Genomic DNA, 17505 nt, shown 5'->3' on the forward strand with positions numbered 1-17505 from the left:
GTCCTTCAGGCGCGGACCCCAGGCGCCCCCTTCGACATGGCACGGGTGGACGCCCTGCTGGCGGCACGCCCGGGGACCGGCCGCCCGGACGGCGTGCGCGAGTGGGACCTGGGCGTGGGCACCGTGGAGGTGCTGCCCCTGCGCGACGGCAAGCGGGTGGTGGGCGCGGAGCTGCGCGTGCCCCTGGTGGACGGTGAGGCGCTCATCCGCGAGGCGCTGACGGAGGCCGCCGGACTGGCCCATCAGGCCCAGCTCCGGCTGTTCGACCCGCAGCTGGGAGAGGTCCTCACGGGCGCCGCCACGGAGCGGGTGGTGGAGCAGTACCTGCGCACGGAGCACTACCGGCGCACCGCGAAGCCCATGGAGATCACCCCCGGCCTGGCCGAGGCGATGGACCGGGCCGAGCGCGTGAACAGCCGGGGCCTGGCGTCCGAGCCCATGTCGATGGGCTCGCGGCTGGTGCTCTTCGCGGTGGGTGGCTTCGCCATCCTCTACTTCGTGATGAGCTTCCTGATGGAGAAGCTCAACGGGGAGTGAGCCGGGGGGCGCCGGGGACCCTGGTGGGTGGGAACACGGCGAGTCCGGCCGACAATGAGCGCGGGAGTGAATCTGGCGTTAACGTGCCAGCGTGCTCAAGGCCCTCGTCATCGTCTGCATCCTGTTGCCCCTGGCGGAGCTGTACCTGTTGATCACCCTGGGGCACCACATCGGGTTGGCATCCACGCTCGGGCTGCTGGCGGTCTCCGCCGTGCTGGGGAGCCTCATCGCCCGGAGGCAGGGCGAGAAGGTGTTCCGCAACTGGCGCGAGGCCATGGCTGGAGGGGGCGTGCCCGAGGAGGGCCTGCTCAACGGCGTGCTGGTGATGGTAGGCGGCGCGCTGCTCATCGCGCCGGGGTTCATTTCGGACGTGATGGGGCTCTTGCTGATGGTGCCGCCGGTGCGCCGCGTGGTGACGGCGCGGGTGCGGCGCTCGCTGGAGCAGACGCTGCGGTCGGGCACCGTGCGCTTCACGCAGGTCGGGCCCATTCCGGGCGAGGATCCGTTCCTGGACGCGCGGCGCTTCGAATCGCCGGAGACGACCGCGAAGGTGGAGCCCACGGAAGAAGAGCCCACCGCCTTCCGCCGCCCCCGGAGCGAAGGGGGCGAGGTCGACGCGGAGTTCACCAGCGACGAGGAACCCCGGGGCTGACGGGGACGCGCTGGGGCGAGCCGTTCCAGCGCGGCGTCACGGGCGGAGGCAGGGGCGCGGGCTTCCGCGGGAGGGCGCCGGGCTCGGGCTCGGGGGACATGCCCAGGGCGATGCGGGCCTCGGTGGCGTAGTGGCCGTTGGGGAACTCGCGGAGGTACTGGCGGAACTCGTCCTCCGCGTCCGCGGGCAGGTGCTGTTTGGTGAGGCAGCGGCCGCGCAGGATGCGGGCCTGTTCCCGGTGGCTCGTGCGAGGGCTGGCGGAGGCGATTTCGCCCAGGCCCACGAGGAACTGCCCGCACGTGGTTCCGGCCGTCTGGACCTTGGCGTAGCCGAGGAAGCGCTCATCGGAGTCGTCCGACAGCAGTCCGCCCGGAACGAGCCCGCCCAGCGTCTTGCGCTTGCGCGGCTCCGAGGGCGGGGCCGGAGCCATGGAGGGAGCCTGCACGGCGCCCGGCATTGGCGAGGAGGACGCGAGCGAACCCGCTGAAGCGCCAGGGTAGGGCGCGAAGTCATCGGACGGGGTGGGCTCGGGCGAAGGCACGGCCCGCGGAATCTCCGTGTTGGGAACCTGCGCCTGGGCAACAGCGGTGCGAGGCGCCTCGGGCGTCTTCCGCGCGACGTCCTGAGACGGCGCGGTGTCGTTCTCCACGGGAGCCGAGCCATCCGGCGTCGCCTGGGCGATGGCCTGCGACTGCGCGGCGTTGTTCTCCATGGGAGCCGGGGCGGTGGGCGCATTCTGCGCGACGGCCTGCGACTGCGCGGCCTTGTTCTCCATGGGAGCCGGAGCGGTAGGCGCCTTCTGCGCGACGGCCTGCGACGGCGCGGTGTTGTTCGTCACGGGCGAGGTGCCGGGAGCCGGGGCGGTGGGCGCCTTCTGCGCGACGGTCTGCGACGGCGCGACGTTGTTCTCCACGGGCGAGGTCCCAGCCGCGGGCGTGTCGCGCGTGGCGACGGACGGGCGCTCTTCGACTCGCGACGGTCCCTTCTTCGCGGGCACGACGCTCGCGACGGCAGCGGAAGGCTCATCGGCCCGCAGGTCCTGGAACGCCTGCCGGTCTCCAGCGGAGAGCGCGCGAGGCTTCAACGTCTCACCGGCGCCCGCGAGCTCCACGCGCTCGCCCGCGTCCACGAAGCGCGGAGGCTGTCCCTCCGCGTCCACGCGCACGCGCCCTTCGAGCACCGCCACCGCGGCCCCGGCCGCCGTGCGCTCCACCGAGAACACCGTCCCCACGACGGACACCCTCAGGCCCGCGGACTCCACGAGGAACGCGTCGCGACGCGCATGCGAGGCCTTCACGGACAGCCGTCCCTGCTGGACGGTCAGGTGCACTGCGTTCGAGTCCGCGCGAGCAAACACCACGTCCGAGCCCGCCGACAGACGCACGCGGCTCTCATCCGGAAGCCGCAGCACGGCCGATGCCTTCGGAGGCGTCCGCACCGCCATGCCCGAGCGCAGCCGCATCCCGGCCGCCAGCGCATGCTCCACACCCGTGGCCTCCCGCACCACCGCGCCGGTGACGCGCTCCGCCTCCGTGGTGGACGCAGCCTCCGAATGAGCCGCGACCGCTTCCTCCGTGGCGCCACGCTGCCCGGTGGCCTTCAAGTCCCCGGGCACGGTCCGCTCTCCAGCTTCCCCAGCGCCCTGTTTCGTCGCGACTGCGGACTCCGGCCCTTGCGCCGCATTCCTCCACTGCGCTCCACCCAACCACACCACCAGCGCGACGGCGCAGGCCCCCGCGAGCGTCATCGCCCAGGGCGACAGGAACCGCCGCTCGGGCACCGCCATCCGCTTCGCCGCGGCCGCCTTCAGCTTCGCCCCCGTCTCCTCCCACCGCACGGACGGCTCCACCGAACGCGCCGTGTGCAGCAGCGCCCGGGCCTCCTCCACGCGCTTCCACTCCGCCGAGCACGCGGCGCACTCCGCCAGGTGTGCCTCCACGCGAGCCTTGCCGGCGGCATCCAGCTCTCCCGCGGCCAGCGCCCACAAGGCCTGTGTCTCATGACCGGTCATGGGAACCTCCCACCGGCCGGTCGGCGACCAGACGCTGCATGGCTTCCGTGAACTCCAATCTCGCGTGGTGCAGGCGGCTGCGCACGGTGTTGGGAGAGCTTCCCACGGCGACGGCGATCTCGTCCGGGCTCATGCCGCACAGCTCGGCGTAGACGAAGACAATGCGCTTCTTGGGCTTGAGCTTCTCCAGCGCCGCCTCCACCAGCCGGGCCGCCTGACGGCGCTCCGCGGCGCGCTCCGGGTCCTCCCCCGTGGCCACCATCTCCGGCGGCTCCGCGAAGGGGTCCTCCGGCCGGCGCCGCTTCCACCGCAGATGGCTGAGCGCCACGTTGGCGCACACCCGGTAGAGGAACGTCTTGAAGCGGGACTCCCCCCGGAAGCCCTTCACCGCCGTGAGCAGCCGCAGGTACGTCTCCTGGAGGAGGTCATCCACCTCCACGCGGTTCCCCACCAGGTGGCGCAGGGTCCGCGCCGCGTCCAGCTTCGTGGCCTCGTAGAGCTGCTCGAAGGCGCTCAGGTCCCCCTGCTGGACCCGCTGGACCAGGAGCCGCAGGCGGGCCTCGTCCGCGGAGGCCGGCCCACGCGCGTCCACCGCGTCCACGCCGGACTCCGGCGGGACCGTGGCCGTCCACGTGCGCGCTCCTCGGCTGAACACCCGGGCCTCTCCTTCAGGGTGACGATGAAGGACGTCTCCCTTTTCCAGGAACGCCCTCCAGTCTGTAGCGGTGGTCCAGACGAGCACACTGCCTCCGTGCCCCTAGGTCTCCGGACCGACAAAAAAAGATCAAAAAGATTTGATCAATCTGGCCGCCTCTTGCGTCGAAGGCTCTCGAAATCGGATGACCCCCCCGGTGGCCGGTCCGGACCCATCCCATTCCTTTGGAGCCCCCACTCATGAGGAACATCACGCTTCGCGGCACATTGGTCGTGCCGTTCCTTACGCTGTTAGGCCTGTTGTCGGGTTGTATCCTCGAGACGAATGGCGGCGGTTACTGGCCTGACGACGACTACGACACCAGCTACGGCTGCTCCACCACGTCCGACTGCGGCTCGAACCAGTACTGTCGCTCCGGGAGCTGCTGGGACCTGACCTCCGACTCCCAGGGCTGCGTCTATTCCAGCGAGTGTCCCGGCACGCAGATGTGTATCAACGGCTGGTGCGCCCAGTCGTGCTACCGCGACTCGGAATGTGGCGCGGGCGGCCGCTGCAAGGACAACTTCTGCACCACCTCCGGTACCAAGCCGGACGCGGGCACCACGGACGGCGGCACCAAGCCGGACGCCGGCACGAAGCCGGACGCGGGCACCACGGACGGCGGCACCAAGCCGGACGGCGGCACGAAGCCGGACGCGGGCACGGACGGTGGCGCCCCGGTCTGCCGGGTCAATTCCGACTGCGGCACGGACCACTACTGCATCAACGGCCAGTGCCGTCAGCAGTGCGACCATGACGACAAGTGCGGCCCGGGCGGCGTGTGCATCCAGGGCCTGTGCCAGAAGCCGCAGACGGACCCGAACGCGTGCACCACGGAGGCCCAGTGCCCCACGGGCCGCGACTGCGTGAACGGCCAGTGCCGCGCGCCGTGCTCCTCCACGACGGAGTGCTCCGCGGACACCAAGTGCGAGGTGGGCTACTGCCTGCCCATTCCTTCCGGCGGCCAGTGCCAGGCCAACTGCGAGTGCCCGGCCGGCCAGGTCTGCACCAGCGGCCAGTGCAAGTCGCCGCAGCCGGACCCGGGCCAGGCGTGCCTCGCCAACTGCGACTGCCCCTCCGGCCAGGTGTGCAACGGCGGCTACTGCAAGCAGCCGGTGCCGGACGCGGGCTCGGGCAGCAACATCTCCTGCACGGTGAACTGCGAGTGCCCGTCCGGTGAGGTCTGCACCAGCGGCAAGTGCAAGCTGCCCCCGACGCAGCCGTCGTACGACGCGGGGACGTCCGGCACCGTGTGCCGCGCCAACTGCGAGTGCCCGGCGGGCCAGGCCTGCACCAGCGGCCAGTGCAAGCCGGTGAACCACGGCTCCGGCAAGGTCTGCCAGGCCAACTGCGAGTGCCCGTCCGGCGAGCGCTGCCAGGACAACGTCTGCTGGCTGTAGCCGTCAGCGGCTGACGCTCACCGCGAGGGGGCCACCATGCGCCAGCATCGGTGGATCTCCTTGCGGTGGAAGTCCTCGGGGATGGAGCGGGGGGTGAGCTCCTCCACCTTCTCCATGCCCCGGGTGGCGGAGTCCTTCAGTTCGAAGCCCAGGAAGTTGGTGGAGAAGTAGAGGACGCCTCCGGGGGCCATGAGCGCCCGGAGGTGTTCCAGCATCCGCACGTGGTCGCGCTGCACGTCGAAAGTCCCCGACATCTTCTTCGACGTGGAGAACGACGGCGGGTCGCAGACGATGAGGTCGTACTTGTCGTCCCCGTGCTTCGCCTGGTCCTCCAGCCACGCCTTCGCGTCCGCGCGGATGAGCACGTGGCGAGGGTCCGCCAGGCCGTTGAGGACCAGGTTGTCCTCCGCCCAGTCCAGGTACGTGTTGGACAGGTCCACGCTCACGCTGCCCGCCGCGCCGCCCGCCGCCGCGTACACGGTGAACGCGCCGGTGTACGCGAAGAGGTTGAGGAACTGCTTCCCCTTGGCCTCCGAGCGCACACGCGCGCGGGTGTTGCGGTGGTCCATGAAGAGGCCGGTGTCCAGGTAGTCGCCCAGGTTCACCCAGAACTTGAGGCCCTGCTCCTCCACCACCAGCCGCTCGCTGCCCTCGCCCACGCGGCCATACTGCGAGCGGCCCCAGGGCTGGGGCGTGTGCGTCTTCACGGACGTGCGCTCGGGCGGCACGCCCAGCACGGCGGTGACGGCGGCGAGCACCTCGTCGCGCTCCGCGTCTTCGGACGTCCCCTTCGCGCGGGCCTTGCGGCGGGGGAACTCCACGACGTGGGCGTGGTCGCCGTAGAGGTCCACGGCGTAGGGGTACTCGGGGATGTCCCGGTCATAGACGCGGAAGGCGGTGAGCCCTTGCGCGAGAGCCCACTTGCGCAGGCGCTTCGCGTTCTTGCGCAGGCGGTTCTCGAACATGCCACCCGCGCCCTGCGTCTCCTGGTTGCCTTCGTCCGACATGGCTCCCCTCATATTGCAGGCCGCCCCGGGGGCGGGGGAAAACCGGTCCCCATGAGCGTGCGCGTCGAGAAGAACGGACCCGTCACCACCGTCATCCTCCACCGGCCGGAGGTCCGCAACGCGGTGGACGCCGACACGGCCCGGGAGCTGGCGGACGCCTTCCGCGCCTTCGACGCGGACCCCGACGCGAAGGTGGGCGTCCTCCATGGCGACGCGGGGACGTTCTGCGCGGGCGCGGACCTGAAGGCCGTGTCGGAAGGGCGCCTGCCGCGCCTGGAGCCGGACGGGGACGGGCCCATGGGGCCTTCGCGCATGCGCCTGTCCAAGCCCGTGGTGGCGGCCATCAGCGGCCACGCGGTGGCGGGAGGCCTGGAGCTGGCGCTGTGGTGCGACCTGCGCGTGGCGGAGGAGGACGCGGTATTGGGCGTCTTCTGCCGCCGCTGGGGCGTGCCCCTCATCGACGGGGGCACCGTGCGCCTGCCCCGGCTGATTGGCCTGTCGCGCGCGCTGGACCTCATCCTCACCGGCCGCCCCGTGTCGTCGGGTGAGGCGCTGGGCATGGGCCTGGTCAACCGCGTGGTGCCGAAGGGCGAGGCCCGGAGCGCCTCGGAGTCGCTGGCCGCTCAAATCGCTGCCTTCCCGCAGGCCTGCATGAACGCGGACCGAGCCTCCGCCTACGCCCAGGGGGACCTGGCCTTCGAAGACGCGATGCGCCAGGAGTTTCAGGCCGGGGTGAAGGTGCTCCAGACGGAGTCCATCCCCGGGGCCACGCGCTTCGCGAAGGGGGCGGGCCGGCACGGCCAGTTCGACTAGAGGCCCGGGAGCGCTGCACGGCCGGTGGGACTGTGTTAGTTCGCGAAGCCATGCGCTTCGACACGCTCGCCATCCACGCCGGCCAGGAGCCGGATCCCACCACCGGCGCCATCATGACGCCCGTGTACCTGACCTCCACCTACGTCCAGGACGGGCCGGGGGAGCACAAGGGCTACGAGTACAGCCGCACGCAGAACCCCACGCGCAAGGCGCTGCAGGACTGCCTGGCCGCGCTGGAAGGCGCGAAGTACGGCGCCGCGTTCGCGTCCGGCCTCGCCGGCACGGACATGCTGATGCACATGCTGGAGGCCGGTGACCACGTCATCGTCTCCGACGACGTGTACGGCGGCACCTTCCGCATCTTCGACAAGGTGTTCAAGCGCTCCGGCCTGAACTTCTCCTTCGTGGACCTCTCCAAGCCGGAGAACTTCGAGGCGGCCATCACCCCGAAGACGAAGATGGTCTGGGTGGAGACGCCGACGAACCCGATGCTCAAGCTCATCGACCTGGCGCGCATCGCCGAGGTCGCCAAGAAGCGCGGCATCATCTCCGTCGCGGACAACACGTTCATGACGCCGTACTTCCAGAAGCCCCTCAACCTGGGCTTCGACGTCGTGGCGCACTCCACGACAAAGTACCTGAACGGCCACAGCGACGTGGTGGGCGGCTTCGTCTGCACCAGCCGCGACGACATCGCGGAGCGGATGTACTTCCTGCAGAACGCGGTGGGCGGCGTGTCCGGCGCCTTCGACAGCTTCCTCGTGCTGCGCGGCGTGAAGACGCTGCACGTGCGCATGGACCGCCACGCGCAGAACGCGATGAAGGTGGCCCAGTACCTGTCCACGCACAAGCAGGTGAAGAAGGTCACCTACCCGGGCCTGGAGACGCACCCGCAGCACGCGCTCGCGAAGCAGCAGATGAGCGGCTTTGGCGGCATGCTGACGTTCGACATCCACGGCGGTCTGGAGGCGGCGCGCACCTTCCTCAAGACGGTGAAGGTCTTCGCCTGCGCCGAGTCCCTGGGCGGCGTCGAGTCCCTCATCGAGCACCCGGCCATCATGACCCACGCCTCCATCCCCAGGGAGACGCGGGAGAAGCTGGGCATCGCGGACGGCTTCATCCGCCTGTCCGTCGGCATCGAGGACGCGCAGGACCTCATCGACGACCTCGCGCACGCACTCGACCGCGTGAAGTAGTCAGCGCGCTCGCTCGCGCTCCTGCCTGCCAGGCCTGCCCTCCGGGGCAGGGGGAATGTTGGTTGGAACACAACGTTTCCGGCGCGATGCGTAACCGACTGCTTGGTCCCACCTGCCTCCTGGGCGCGTGGCTCGCGACTGGCTGCGAGTCACCGCCTGCTCCCACTGACTCCGACGTTCCTCCGGCCGCGCTGCCGGAGTCGCTCTCCGCGTCCAACTGCAATCAGCTCGTCACGAAGACGGTGACGGCGAGCGGCGACGACGGCAACGTCCCCGCCAACACGCAAGACGACGACCTGGGCACTCGCTGGAGCGCCCAGGGGACGGGCGTCTGGCTCCAGATGGACCTGGGCTCGGCGCAGACGCTCACGGGCACCACCATCGCGTGGCACCGGGGCAACGAGCGCCAGAACCACTTCGTCGTCTCCACGTCCACCGACGGCAGCAGCTTCACCCAGGCGTACGCCGGTGACAGCGCGCTCAACACGTCCGCGCAGACGGTGGCGTTCTCCTCGCGCAGCGCGCGCTACGTGCGCATCACCGTCAATGGCAACACGGTGAACGACTGGAACTCCATCGCGGAGGCCCGTGCGTGCGCGGCAAGCGCTCCGCCGTCTTCCAGTGACTCCGGCACCGCGTTGCCGCGCCTGCCGTACCTGCAGAGCGTGAAGCAGACGTCCGCCATCGTGGCCTTCCGCACCGCCAGCAGCTGCAACCCCACGGTGCGCTATGGCGAGGGGAACAACCTCACGTCCTCCGTCAGCGCGGGTGTGACGGGCACGCGCCACGCGGTGAAGCTGTCCAACCTGTCCGCGGGCCGCACCTACGGCTACGTGGTGGAGGCCTGCGGCAGCAAGACGGGCCTGCGCAGCTTCCAGACGTCCACGACGTCCTCGGCCACCCAGGCGCACTTCACCGCGATGGGCGACTTCGGCACCGGCGGCAGCATGCAGGGGAAGGTGATGGCGGTGATGAACACGCCGCAGTGGCGCTCGGAGCTATTGCTGGCGCTGGGTGACAACGCGTACCCGAACGGCACGGACGCGGAGTTCCAGGAGCACCTCTTCAAGCCCATGGCGGGCTTGCTGCGCGAAGTGCCCATGTTCGCCACGCCCGGCAACCACGAGTACGTGACGAACCAGGCGCAGCCCTACCTGGACAACATGTACCTGCCGGCCAACAACCCGCAGGGCACCGAGCGCTACTACTCCTTCGACTGGGGCCCGGTGCACTTCATCTCCCTGGACTCCAACTGCGCGGTGGGCCTGGCGTCCGCGGACCGGTGCACGCTCGCGGCGCAGAAGTCATGGGCGGAGTCGGACCTGGCCGCGAACACTCGGCCGTGGACGGTGGCCTTCTTCCACCATCCGTCGTGGTCCAGCGGTGAGCACGGCTCGCAGCTCACCATGCGCCGCCAGTTCGGCCCGCTGTTCGAGAAGTACGGCGTGGACCTGGTGCTCACCGGTCATGACCACGACTACGAGCGCAGCAAGCCGATGTACGGCGACAACGTGGCCTCCAGCACCCAGCGCGGCATCCCGTACCTCGTGGTGGGCAGCGGCGGTGCCACGCTGCGTCCCTTCGCCACCAGCCAGCCCGCGTGGACCGCGCTGCGTGACAACCAGGCCTACGGCTTCCTGGACGTGACGGTGGACGGCGGCACGCTCACCGCGCGGCTCATCACCTCCAGCAACACCGTGCGCGACACGCTGACCCTCAGGAAGACGCTGGCCAAGGCTTCGGTCCGCGGCGTCCAGGCCAGCGCGCTGGAGGCGGAGGAGGCCGCGGCGGAGGAGGCGCACGCCACGCCCCCGGGCCCCACGGACGACCGCGCGGAGCCGGCGCGGCGAGGCCCCGTGCCGCCCGCGGACACGCTGGAGTCCGTGGCCGACCCCGAAGAGCCGCTTCCGCAGTAGCCGCGAGGCCCGCCGGAGGGTAGGGAAGGGCGGAATGAACCGCCGGCGGGCCCGGCACCCACAGGAAGGACACCATGCGCTACTTCGAGGACTTCCCCGTCGGCGAAATCATGGAGCGGGGGCCGTACGTGGTGACGCGCGAGGAGATCATCGCGTTCGCGCGCCAGTTCGACCCGCAGCCCTTCCACATCGACGAGGACGCCGCCGGCAAGAGCATCTACGGCGGCATCATCGCCAGCGGCTGGCACACCGCCGCCATCTGCCACAAGCTCATGGTGGAGGGCCTGCTGGGCCAGGCCGCCGGCATGGGGTCGCCCGGCCTGGACGAGCTGCGCTGGAAGAAGCCGGTGCGCCCCGGTGACTCGCTGCGGATCCGCATCGAGACGCTGGAGGCGAGGCCCTCCGCGAGCAAGCCGGACCGCGGCGCGCTCAAGCTGCGCCTGGAGGTCGTGAACCAGCACGGCGAGGTGGTGATGACGGAGGTGGCCAACGCCCTCTTCGCCCGCCGCCCGGCTCCGTAGAAAACGACCCACACTTTGAGTTCCTGGGCTGACCTGGGTTACCAATACGTCCCAAAGGAGAAGCCCATGTCCAACACCAATGAGGTCGTTCCTCCTCCGGCGCCCAGCCGGCTGAAGCGTCCCGTGGAAGTGGTGCGCGCGGAGCTGCTGGCGGACGCCGACGTGCAGCAGCAGGCGGAGATGCTGAAGCTCCCCGTCGCGCAGTACGTGGAGAAGATCCTCGATTACGCCATCCACCCGGACAAGCCGCCCCAGCTGGAGATCATCCCGGACGAGGAGCTCAAGGCGCGCGACCCGAAGATCCCCACGGTGGAGGAGATCGGCACCCACCTGCAGAAGATCATCGACGGTGAGGTCGTCATCAGCCCCGCCCAGCAGCGCGACGGCTTCAGCAGCGACAAGAGCCACGAGCAGCGCTACAGCGCCGCGCTGGGCTCCGCGGCGAAGCCCGGCCAGGCCGTGGCGCCCAAGCCCGGCGCCGCCGTGGATCCGGCGGAGGCCAAGAAGGGCCCCATCCGGGGCTGAGCCGTCCCGCCAAGGCCCTGGAATCCCAGGGCTTTGGGGTGGGTCACTCGGATAATCCGGGAACCGGAAACTTCTCCGGCGTCCCACCGAGAATCCCACTGTCAGTCTCACTTCGAGGGCCCGCGCGGCCCTCCCCGAAAAGGCTCAGACCATGGGCGGCATCGGCAAGGCTCTCGGCAAGGTGATGGACATCGTCAAGCCGTTCGTGTCGGCGGTGAACCCGCTGCTCGGCGCGGCGATGGGTTTCGCCAGCGGCCTGATGCAGGGCAAGAACCCCCTGCAGGCGCTGCTGGGCGCGGCCACCGACCTCATCCCGGGCGGCGGCGTGCTCAAGAACGCGCTGGGCACCTTCGCCGGCTCCGGCCTGATGGACGGCGCGGGCGGCAACAGCCTGCTGTCCGGCGCGCTGAACCTGGCGAAGGGCAAGAGCAAGGTCACCGACATCGTGGGCGACCTGTTCAAGGCCACCAAGAGCAACCCGCTCACCAACCTGGGCATGAACAACGCGACCGAGCTCGCCGCCCAGAAGATGTCCACGTTCCTCTCCTAGTCCATGAAGCCCGTCCGCTTCGACCCCAAGGTCCACCACGAGCTGCTCAACCTGTGGCGCAAGCCATGGGATGAGACGATGACGCCGGACGCGCTGCCGGAGTACGGCTTCGTGGTGCCGGGCAAGGCGGCGGGCTTCCTGTACCGCACGGACAGCTCGGTGGCGTTGATTGAAGGCATCATCGCCGCGCCCGGGCTGACCAAGGAGGACCGCAACGAAGCGGTCAACGCCATCGTCGCCGCCGTCCGCGACGAGGCCCGGAAGCAGGGCTTCAAGCTGCTGTTGGGCTACTCGCAGCTGGACGCCATCAAGAACCGCGCGGAGCGCTTCGGCTTCATGCACGTGGGGCCGGGTTACCACATGGTGGCCCTGGACCTGACGAAGCCGGACCCCGAAGGGCTCTGAAGTCACCGCACCGCTGAAGCACGACGGGCCCGAAGGGAGGATTCGCTCCTCCTTCCGGGCCCGCGGTGTTTTCAGCGCCTCCGCTCGCGGTGCTTAAGCCGCGGTGCGGTGCAGGTGGTCGATGAGGTCGATCTTCGTGACGATGGCGATGACCGTCTCGCCGTCCTTCACCACGGCCACGTTGTCGCGCGCGAAGATTTCACGCAGCCGGTCGATGCTGGCCTCGGCGGACACGGCGCCCTGGAGCGGGGCGACGATGGGGTCGATGGCGTCCTGGAACTTCACCTTGTTAGCGACCAGGGCGTTGAGCAGGTCGTACTCGTGCACCATGCCCACGGCGCGCCCGTCGTCGGACACCACGGGCATCTGGCTGATGCCATGGCTGCGCATGGTCTCCACCACGCGGTCCACGCGGTCACCGCGCTTGGCCGTCTTCAGGTCGCGGGGCTTCGCGCCGATGATGTCGCGCACCGTGCCCGCGCCCTTCTCCTGCATGAAGCCGTTGTCGCGCATCCACTCGTCGGAGTGGAACTTGCTGATGTAGCTGCTGCCGGAGTCCGGCAGGACGACCACGATGGTCTTGCCCTTGCCCACTTCCTTCGCCAGCTGCACCGCCACGTGCACGGCCGCGCCGGACGAGCCACCCGCGAAGATGCCCTCCTCGCGAGCGAGGCGGCGCGCGGCGTTGAAGCACATGCGGTCATCCACCTGGCGCACGTCGTCCACGACCTTGAAGTCCATGGCGCCGCAGAGCATGTCCTCGCCAATGCCCTCGACCTTGTAGACGTGCGGCTCGGTGAGCTTGCCCGTCTTGAAGTAGCCTTCGTAGACGGAGCCCTCCGGATCCACGCCGATGTTCTTCAGGCCGGGGATCTTCTCCTTGAGGAACTTGCCGGCGCCGCTCATGGTGCCGCCGGTGCCCAGGCCGGACACGAAGTAGTCGAACTTGCCCTCGGTCTGCTGGAAGATCTCCGGACCCGTCGTGTGGTAGTGCGCCTCGATGTTGTCCGGGTTGTGGTACTGGTTCAGCATGAACGCGCCCGGCGTCTCCTTGGCCAGCCGCTTGGACGTCTCGTAGTAGCTGCGCGGGTCCTCCGCCGGAACGTTCGTCGGCGTGACGACGACCTGGGCGCCCATGGCCTTCAGGCGGTTGATCTTCTCCAGGGACATCTTGTCCGGCATGGTGAAGATGCACTTGTAGCCCTTCACCGCCGCGGCCAGCGCCACGCCCATGCCGGTGTTGCCGGACGTGTTCTCCACGATGGTGCCGCCGGGCTTGAGCTTCCCCTCCCGCTCGGCCTTTTCGATGATGTAGAGCGCCATGCGGTCCTTGATGGACGCGCCGGGGTTCATGAACTCGCACTTCACGAGCACGGTGGCGTCGTTCGGACCGACGAGCTTGTTGAGCTTCACCAGCGGCGTGTGGCCAATGGCGGTGAGGATGTTCTGTTGGATGTCCATCGTGCGTGGCTTCCCGAAAAAAGTGAGGGTCGGGGCCTTATATGTGCTCCGCCCCGTCAGGGGGAACATGCCCGAAGGCATGGCCCTTCCTGACGCAGGATGCCGCGACCGTGTGGGTGTTGCCCTGGGGTTCCTCGTCGCGTAGGCGACAGGGCAGGCGGCCGCCGGACGCGTGGCCCACGTGGGCTTTGACCCGCCGCGCCGTGCCTCCGATACTCGCGGGCGTCTTTTCCTTCCCCCTCCGGAGCACCCGCCCCCCATGGAACTTGAGGCCGCCCTTCGCGACCAGGTGGGACAGGCCATTGGCCGTCCCGTCCCCGATGCCCCCATCAAGAAGTTGAAGGGCGACGCGAGCAACCGCTCCTACTACCGCGTCGGCAGCGCCCCGGAGAGCTGGGTGCTGATGGTGATGCCGCCGGACGCGACGAAGAAGAGCGAGGAGGCCACCAAGGGCGAGCCCCCGAAGGAGCTGCCCTTCATCAACGTGCACCGCTACCTGGAGAAGCTGGGCGTGCGCGTGCCGCGCATCCTCCGCTACGACGAGCCCGCGGGCATCATGGTGCTGGAGGACCTGAGCGACATCACCTTCGAGTCCGCGCTGGAGGGTGGCCGCCACAACCAGGCGCTCTACACGCGCGCGGTGGACCTGCTGGCGAAGCTGCGCGTGCAGGCGGAGAAGCAGCGCGACCCGGAGTGCCTGGCCTTCACGCGCGCCTTCGACGAGGACCTCTACGACTGGGAGCTGCACCACTTCCGCGAGTGGGGCCTGGAGGCCTGGAGCGGAAAGCTGCCCTCGGACGCGGAGCGCGCCCAACTGGACGCCACGTTCCGGGACATCGCGAAGACGCTCGCCGCCGCGCCGCGGGGCTTCACGCACCGCGACTACCAGAGCCGCAACATCATGGTGAAGGAGGGCGAGCTCGTCGTCATCGACTTCCAGGACGCGCTCCAGGGCCCTCGCCAGTACGACCTGGTGGCGCTCCTGCGCGACAGCTACGTGGAGCTGGACCGCGACTTCGTGGACACGATGCTGGACCGCTACATCGCCACGTTCGAGCAGGAGAGCGGGGAGAAGATCGACGCGAAGGAGTTCAAGGCGTTCTTCGACCTGCTCACCATCCAGCGCAAGCTGAAGGACGCGGGCCGCTTCGAGTTCATCAACCGCGTGAAGGGCAACCCGGGCTTCCTCGTCTCCATCCCCGCGTCGCTGCGCTACGTGAAGGCCGCGTTCGCGCGCCGGCCGGAGCTGGCGGGGCTGCAGAAGCTCATCGCGAAGTACGTGCCCGAGCTGGCGGCCTGAAGCCATGAAAGCGATGGTCCTCTGCGCGGGCCTGGGCACGCGCCTGCGCCCGCTCACGGAGCGCTGGCCCAAGCCGGCCATGCCGTTTCTTGGCCAGCCGCTGCTCCGGTATCACCTGGCGGTGCTGAAGGCCGCGGGCGTGACGGAGGTGGGCATCAACACGCACCACCTGCCGGACACGATGGCGGCGGTGGCCCGCGCGGAGTGCGAGCGCGCGGGGCTGCCGTTGCACGTGGTGCACGAGCCCGTCATCCAGGGCACGGGCGGAGGCATCCGCGGCCTGCGCGACTTCCTCTCCGGCGAGGACTTCCTCGTGTTCAACGGGGACATCCTCTTCCCGGTGGACCTGAAGCCCGTGGTCGCGGCGCACCGGGAGTCCGGCGCGGTGGCGACGATGGTGCTCTTGCCCATGCCGGAGGGGGAGAAGTACGCGGCGGTGGAGGCGGACGCGGGCGGGCAGGTGCGCCGCATCGCGGGCTACGGGCCGGGCGACGAGGGCCTGAAGCCGTGGCACTTCACGGGCGTGCACGTGATGTCCCCCAGCGTGTTCGACTTCATGACGGCCGAAGGCCCCGAGGACATCAACCGCGAGGTCTACGTGCGGGTGATGCAGGCGGGGCTCCAGGTGCGCGGCCAGGCGGTGGACGCGTACTGGTCCGACCTGGGCATGCCGTCTCGCTATCTGGCCACGGTGCGGGACGTGCTCGAAGGGCGCGTGCCGTTGCAGGCGCTGGGGAAGGACTCTCCGCTGCACGGGCTGAAGGCCGGCGCGGACGGAGCCTGGGTGCACCCGGAGGCCCGCGTCGCGGGGACGGTGCGCGGCCCCGCGTACGTGGGCGCGGGCGCTGTCGTGGACGCAGGCGCCACCGTGGGCCCGGACGTGTCGGTGGGCCCGGGCGCGCGGGTGGGGCAGGGCGCGAAGCTGGAGCGCTGCGCCGTGTTCGAGGAGACGCAGGTGGCCCCCGGTGAGGCGCTCACCGAGGTGCTCGCGTGGGGCCCGCACCGGGTGCCCGCGCCGCTGACGGGGCGCTGATCACGGTCTGGCGGCGACCGTGTCCACCTTCACGCCGGAGCCATCGGGTTTCCAGGTGGCTTCGAGCGTGAGGAGGGTACCGAACGTCACGCGCAGCTTCTGCCCCGGCGCGGCCCAGTGGAGCTTCGGGGTGGTGTCCTCGTCGGCGCTCTCCGGGTACTGCGCCAGGTGCTGCTTTCCGTCCGAGATGCCGCTGCCGCAGTCGTCCCAGGTCAGCAGGACGGTCCGCTTCGGCCCCTGCTTCTCCAGGCGCACGAGCTCTATCGTGACGACGGTCGCGCCGCCGCAGGGGCCGTCCGTGTAGCGGCCATACATGGAGTCATCGCTCCGCTCCACGAGCCCCGGTGTGCCATCCTTGAACCGGAACGTCTCCACCACCGCGCTGGACACCACGGCGCGCAGGTCGCCCGGCGCCCGGGAGAGGTACAGCGTCGTCGGGGCGCCCGGGGTCCGCAATGGGATGCTCGCGGTGTCACCGCCCACGAACGGGGTGGGCGGACCGAAGACGCTGGCTTGAGGACGGTATCTGGTGACGTCATCGAGCGTCTCGGAGCAGACCCGCACCCTGTTGCTCGTGGGGACCTCACGGAGCGCCCGTACGCCGGTCCACGTCTCCCCCGTGCGCAGGAAGTAGGGCGGCAGCGCATCAAACGCCTGCTTCGCGCCGGGCGCCTTGCGCAGGGGCTGCCCCAGCTCCGGAAGGCCCTCCACCAGCGTCATCGTGAGCGGCTTCACGAGCTTCACGGTCCGCAGCGTCTGCGCGTCGCCCCACTTTGGGGCCGGGTGCGTGGAGCGCAGCGTCTCCTTCGTGCCCGCGGCGCCCGCGTCGATGGCGTCCACCCGGACGCGCAACGTGCGCACGCCATCCTTCGGGACGAACAGCAGCGCCCCGGGCTGGAGCACCGCGCGCACGTGGTAGCCCGTGGCCGTCCGCAGCGCTTCGTAGCGCACGTCGCCTTCGCCCAGGGCCGGGGACAGGCCCGGGTAGCGCTCCACGTCGTAGAGCACGGGGGGCCGGCCGTCCGGAAAGAGGCCCAGATGCGCGAGCCCCAGCAGCACCCGCGTCCGCTTGGGCGCCGTGCCCAGCTGCTCGCGCACGGCCTGCTTGTCCTCCGCGCAGAATCTGTCCGACGGGGACTCGCCGCGGATGAGGGCCTCCAGCGCCTTCGGGTCGTCCTTGCCGCTCACCGTGAAGAGCTTCCCCTCGGGGGACGTGGTGACGACGCGGGAAGGCATCAGCGCGTCGGGCGCCTCCAGCCCGAACCACACCTCCACGTGATCCGAGTGCACGTCGTCCGTCGCGGCCGACGGCGTCGTGTCCACCACGTCCACGTCCAGCACCAGCTGCTGGCCGTCCGAGACGAGCGTCGCGGTCGAGGCGGAGGTCTTCTCTCCGGCGGCGGTCAGCGGGGCGGAGAAATCGGGCGGGGCCGCCATCAGCAGCAGGCCGGTCAGCAGGTGCCAGGACATGGGAACTCCTCAAG

17 protein-coding genes are annotated in these 17505 nt (G+C 70.0%); 12 read left to right on the forward strand and 5 right to left on the reverse strand.

The window, feature by feature from the left end; genetic code table 11:
- The first annotated feature begins 36 nt into the window (after positions 1–36).
- Positions 37–537 (forward strand): hypothetical protein, encoded by a 501-nt coding sequence (locus tag JYJ93_RS13020; protein ID WP_206790454.1) that lies wholly within the window; start codon positions 37–39, stop codon positions 535–537.
- A 91-nt stretch (positions 538–628) separates the two neighbouring features.
- The gene (locus JYJ93_RS13025) at positions 629–1189 is read left to right on the forward strand and encodes an FxsA family protein (protein WP_206790456.1); all 561 of its coding nucleotides are present in this window, start codon (positions 629–631) and stop codon (positions 1187–1189) included.
- Here JYJ93_RS13025 and JYJ93_RS13030 read toward each other — a convergent pair.
- Both JYJ93_RS13030 and JYJ93_RS13035 read right to left on the reverse strand, forming a co-directional pair.
- Positions 1161–3200 (reverse strand): FecR domain-containing protein, encoded by a 2040-nt coding sequence (locus JYJ93_RS13030; protein WP_206790464.1) that lies wholly within the window; start codon positions 3198–3200, stop codon positions 1161–1163. The two genes, JYJ93_RS13025 and JYJ93_RS13030, sit on opposite strands and share 29 nt — an antisense overlap.
- The gene (locus JYJ93_RS13035) at positions 3187–3855 is read right to left on the reverse strand and encodes an RNA polymerase sigma factor (protein ID WP_206790465.1); all 669 of its coding nucleotides are present in this window, start codon (positions 3853–3855) and stop codon (positions 3187–3189) included. The genes JYJ93_RS13030 and JYJ93_RS13035 overlap by 14 nt, the downstream gene beginning before the upstream one ends.
- A gap of 239 nt (positions 3856–4094) precedes the next feature.
- Between JYJ93_RS13035 and JYJ93_RS13040 the strand changes: the two genes are divergently transcribed.
- Positions 4095–5294 (forward strand): hypothetical protein, encoded by a 1200-nt coding sequence (locus JYJ93_RS13040; RefSeq protein WP_206790467.1) that lies wholly within the window; start codon positions 4095–4097, stop codon positions 5292–5294.
- A gap of 17 nt (positions 5295–5311) precedes the next feature.
- Here JYJ93_RS13040 and JYJ93_RS13045 read toward each other — a convergent pair whose 3' ends face one another.
- On the reverse strand, positions 5312–6301 hold the full coding sequence (locus JYJ93_RS13045) for a class I SAM-dependent methyltransferase (RefSeq protein WP_206790469.1): 990 nt from the start codon (positions 6299–6301) through the stop codon (positions 5312–5314).
- Positions 6302–6352: 51 nt separating this feature from the next.
- On the opposite strand from JYJ93_RS13045, the gene JYJ93_RS13050 reads away from it, so the two are divergent.
- From JYJ93_RS13050 to JYJ93_RS13080, 7 genes are all read left to right on the forward strand, one after another.
- Complete coding sequence (locus tag JYJ93_RS13050; RefSeq protein ID WP_206790471.1) at positions 6353–7114, forward strand: crotonase/enoyl-CoA hydratase family protein; 762 nt, start codon at positions 6353–6355, stop codon at positions 7112–7114.
- 50 nt (positions 7115–7164) lie between these two features.
- A complete protein-coding gene (locus JYJ93_RS13055; protein WP_206790480.1) occupies positions 7165–8310 on the forward strand; it encodes a cystathionine gamma-synthase in 1146 nt (381 codons plus the stop codon).
- Between the two features lie 86 nt (positions 8311–8396).
- Positions 8397–10226, forward strand: a complete 1830-nt coding sequence (locus JYJ93_RS13060; protein ID WP_206790482.1) for a discoidin domain-containing protein — start codon at positions 8397–8399, stop codon at positions 10224–10226.
- A 74-nt stretch (positions 10227–10300) separates the two neighbouring features.
- On the forward strand, positions 10301–10747 hold the full coding sequence (locus JYJ93_RS13065; protein ID WP_206790491.1) for a MaoC family dehydratase: 447 nt from the start codon (positions 10301–10303) through the stop codon (positions 10745–10747).
- Positions 10748–10813: 66 nt separating this feature from the next.
- Positions 10814–11272, forward strand: a complete 459-nt coding sequence (locus JYJ93_RS13070; protein WP_206790493.1) for a hypothetical protein — start codon at positions 10814–10816, stop codon at positions 11270–11272.
- Positions 11273–11423: 151 nt separating this feature from the next.
- Positions 11424–11822 (forward strand): hypothetical protein, encoded by a 399-nt coding sequence (locus tag JYJ93_RS13075; RefSeq protein WP_206790495.1) that lies wholly within the window; start codon positions 11424–11426, stop codon positions 11820–11822.
- Positions 11823–11825: 3 nt separating this feature from the next.
- Positions 11826–12227, forward strand: a complete 402-nt coding sequence (locus JYJ93_RS13080; RefSeq protein ID WP_206790496.1) for a hypothetical protein — start codon at positions 11826–11828, stop codon at positions 12225–12227.
- A gap of 93 nt (positions 12228–12320) precedes the next feature.
- On the opposite strand, the gene JYJ93_RS13085 is transcribed toward JYJ93_RS13080, so the two are convergent.
- Entirely contained in the window at positions 12321–13688 is a 1368-nt protein-coding gene (locus JYJ93_RS13085) for a pyridoxal-phosphate dependent enzyme (RefSeq protein WP_206790498.1), read from the reverse strand.
- A gap of 259 nt (positions 13689–13947) precedes the next feature.
- Between JYJ93_RS13085 and JYJ93_RS13090 the strand changes: the two genes are divergently transcribed.
- The gene (locus JYJ93_RS13090) at positions 13948–14988 is read left to right on the forward strand and encodes a phosphotransferase (protein ID WP_206790507.1); all 1041 of its coding nucleotides are present in this window, start codon (positions 13948–13950) and stop codon (positions 14986–14988) included.
- A 4-nt stretch (positions 14989–14992) separates the two neighbouring features.
- Positions 14993–16021, forward strand: coding sequence for an NDP-sugar synthase (locus tag JYJ93_RS13095; RefSeq protein ID WP_206790509.1), 1029 nt, complete (start codon positions 14993–14995; stop codon positions 16019–16021).
- Here the strand turns inward: JYJ93_RS13095 and JYJ93_RS13100 are convergent, their stop codons facing one another.
- A complete protein-coding gene (locus JYJ93_RS13100; protein WP_206790511.1) occupies positions 16022–17491 on the reverse strand; it encodes a hypothetical protein in 1470 nt (489 codons plus the stop codon).
- Positions 17492–17505 lie beyond the last annotated feature (14 nt).

This window comes from Corallococcus sp. NCSPR001, from assembly GCF_017309135.1.
GTDB lineage: Bacteria > Myxococcota > Myxococcia > Myxococcales > Myxococcaceae > Corallococcus.